The sequence below is a fragment of the Mycobacterium sp. genome (assembly GCF_049280035.1).
Lineage (GTDB): Bacteria > Actinomycetota > Actinomycetes > Mycobacteriales > Mycobacteriaceae > Mycobacterium.
Genome location: NZ_JBAPPI010000712.1, coordinates 1 through 2,836, shown reverse-complemented (window position 1 = coordinate 2,836; position 2,836 = coordinate 1). Strand labels below are relative to the sequence as shown.

Here is a 2,836-nt window from a genome sequence, read left to right as displayed (position 1 = left end):
GCCGTCGCCCGCTGTTGAGAGCGGATCGCCGAATTCCGGATCGCCGGGCAATACGCGGCGAGCTCGACGGACCATCTCAATGACGGCTGGGTTCTGGTTCCTGCTACGCAGCCACTCCGCTGCCCGCTGTAGTGACACAGAGGATTGCTGTCGCGAACTAGGCGAATCCGGCGCGGTCGCCGTTGGCTCGGGCTCGCCGGACGCCGGGTAGGGCCCGAGTTCCACATCGCCCAGGGTAGGGGGTGTCGGGACAGACCGGCAACGACCGCCGTCGTGGTGTACGCCACGATTCGCGGCAAACCGCCTGATCACGCGCTTGCGACGCAGGGGTCGAGAGTGGATAACGGCGCGTCGCCGCGCGCGTCGAAATGATAGACAACAGCTGTTGTCAACATTATCGTGGAGTCATTGCTCATCAGGACCAGGAGGCCGGTGATGACCATGACGCCGATCACGCCGTTGTCATCGGTGACGTCCGCTCGGCGCGCGACGATCGAGCAGCGCGACGACAAACCCGCGGCCGATCCGCTGGGGCCGGACTCGCTGACCTGGAAGTACTTCGGTGACCTGCGCACCGGGATGATGGGCGTGTGGATCGGCGCGATCCAGAACATGTATCCGGAATTGGGCGCCGGGGTCGAGGAGCACTCAATCTTGTTGCGCGAACCGCTGCAACGGGTGGCACGGTCGGTATATCCGATCATGGGCGTCGTCTACGACGGCAGTCGCGCCGCCCAGACCGGCGAGCAGATCAAGCAGTATCACCACTCCATCAAGGGGGTCGATGCGACCGGCCGCCGTTACCACGCGCTGAACCCGGAGACGTTCTACTGGGCGCATGCAACGTTTTTCATGCTGGTGATCAAGGTGGCCGAGTATTTCTGCGGCGGGTTGACCGAAGCCGAGAAGCGCCAGCTGTTCGATGAGCATGTGCAGTGGTACCGGATGTACGGAATGAGCATGCGGCCGGTGCCCAAGTCGTGGGAGGACTTCCAGGAGTACTGGCGGCGGGTCTGCCGCGATGAGCTGGAGATCAATCAGGCCACCCTGGACATCTTCCAAATACGGATTCCCAAACCGAAATTCGTGCTGATGCCCACCCCGGTGTGGGACCAGCTGTTCAAGCCGCTCGTCGCGGGGCAACGCTGGATTGCGGCCGGATTGTTCGAGCCGTCTGTTCGCGAGAAGGCCGGAATCCGTTGGACACCAGGCGACGAAGTGGTGCTGCGGCTGTTCGGCAAGATGGTCGAGCTGGCGTTTCTGGCGGTGCCCGACGAGATCCGGTTGCATCCGCGTGCGCTGGCCGCCTACCGACGGGCGCAGGGCCGGGCCGCCATCGATGCCCCGCTGGTGGAGGCACCAAGCTTTACGGCGCCGCCGCGGGACCGCCGCGGGCTGCCGATGCACTATTTTCCGCCCCATAGCCCGCTCTCCAGAAGAATTGTCGAGCGTGCCGGATCGCTTGTGCACACCACTTTTTCGCTGGCCGGGCTGCGGCCGGCGCGGGGTCGCGGCAAAGCCGCCTAACGATTACGGCTGGCCCGCTGGGCTCGTGCGCTCTGGTAGAGGCAAATCGCCGCCGCGGCAGCCACATTGAGGCTTTGCGCACCCCCGGACATCGGAATGGCCACCCGGATGTCGGCTTGCTGGGCCAGCTGAGGTGACAAGCCGTGCGACTCGGCTCCGAACAGCCACGCCGTCGGTCCGGCGAGCTCAACATCGTCGAGAGACAACTCACCGTCCACCGTGGTGGCCAGTACCCGCAACCCGTTGGCCTGCAACGTGCTGACGGCCGCACCGACATCCGGCGCGACGACGACTGGGATGGCGAAGATGCTGCCTGCCGACGCGCGCAGGCATTTACCGTTGTACGGGTCGACGCTGTACCCACCGAAGACCACCGCTGCGGCGCCCATCGCGTCGGCGATGCGAATCAAGGTGCCCGCGTTGCCTGGCTCGCCGATCTCCACTCCCACTGCGACGAGCCGCGGCTCGCCGGCAAGCACATCATCTAAGTCGAGCCTGGGTAGCTCGCAGACCGCCACCAAGCCGGCCGGAGTCACCGTGTCCGACAAGGCTTTTGCCGCGCGCTCAGTGACGAGGGTGACCGCGGCGTCTTGCCGGCCGAGCAGACCGGCGTAGCGCTGCGCGGCGGCCTCGGTGACGAAAACTTCGCGGATCAATCCGCGCCCAGATGCAGCCTCCACCAGGTGCGCGCCTTCCACCAGGAAGCGCTGCGCTCGGCGCCGGGCGACCTGCCGGTGAAGTTTGACCGCGGCGACCACCCGGGCCGATCGTTCGGTGAGCACCGGGTGCTAAATCTTCAACCGCCGGACCGGGTTACGCAGCCTCTCCGGAAGGCGCGTTGACATCGTCGGGCAGTGCGGCCCGGGCGACACCGACGAGCGCGGTGAACGCCGCCGGATCGCTCACCGCGATCTCCGCGAGGTTCTTGCGGTCGACCTCGACACCGGCGGCCTTCAGGCCCTGGATAAGCCGGTTGTAGGTGATGTCATTGGCGCGGGCCGCCGCGTTGATCCGCGAGATCCACAGCTTGCGGAACTCGCCCTTGCGCGCACGGCGGTCGCGGTAGGCGTAGTTCAGTGAATGCAGTTGCTGCTCTTTGGCTTTGCGGTAGAGGCGGGACCGCTGGCCGCGATAGCCCTTCGAGGCCTTCAGAATGGTGCGCCGCTTCTTCTGGGCGTTGACTGCCCGCTTTACGCGTGCCATGAGTGTTCCTATCGTCGTCTGGACGTAACGGGGGTTACGCCGCTGCCTTGGTTATGGGCGCTGGTCAGCCGTTAAGCAACTTGTTGACCCGCTTGGTGTCATTGCC

Annotated in this window: 3 protein-coding genes; 1 reads left to right on the top strand and 2 read right to left on the bottom strand. The window is 65.5% G+C overall.

Going from position 1 to position 2,836, the window contains the following annotated elements:
• Positions 1–435 precede the first annotated feature (435 nt).
• Positions 436–1,527, top strand: a complete 1,092-nt coding sequence (locus WAN71_RS23025; RefSeq protein WP_422227546.1) for an oxygenase MpaB family protein — start codon at positions 436–438, stop codon at positions 1,525–1,527.
• On the opposite strand, the gene WAN71_RS23020 is transcribed toward WAN71_RS23025, so the two are convergent.
• Together WAN71_RS23020 and rplT are read right to left on the bottom strand one after the other, a co-directional pair.
• Positions 1,524–2,309 carry a TrmH family RNA methyltransferase gene (locus WAN71_RS23020; RefSeq protein ID WP_422227545.1) on the bottom strand — a complete coding sequence of 262 codons (786 nt, stop codon included), beginning with the start codon at positions 2,307–2,309 and terminating at the stop codon, positions 1,524–1,526. The two genes, WAN71_RS23025 and WAN71_RS23020, sit on opposite strands and share 4 nt — an antisense overlap.
• Positions 2,310–2,340: 31 nt before the next feature.
• A complete protein-coding gene (rplT, locus tag WAN71_RS23015; RefSeq protein WP_422227544.1) occupies positions 2,341–2,730 on the bottom strand; it encodes a 50S ribosomal protein L20 in 390 nt (129 codons plus the stop codon).
• Between the last annotated feature and the right edge of the window lie 106 nt (positions 2,731–2,836).

What these genes read in the sequence shown, in the direction of transcription:
- WAN71_RS23025 (WP_422227546.1), top strand. Translation starts at nt 436, where the DNA reads ATGACCATGACGCCGATCACGCCGTTGTCATCGGTGACGTCCGCTCGG.
- rplT (WP_422227544.1), bottom strand. Translation starts at nt 2,730, where the DNA reads ATGGCACGCGTAAAGCGGGCAGTCAACGCCCAGAAGAAGCGGCGCACC.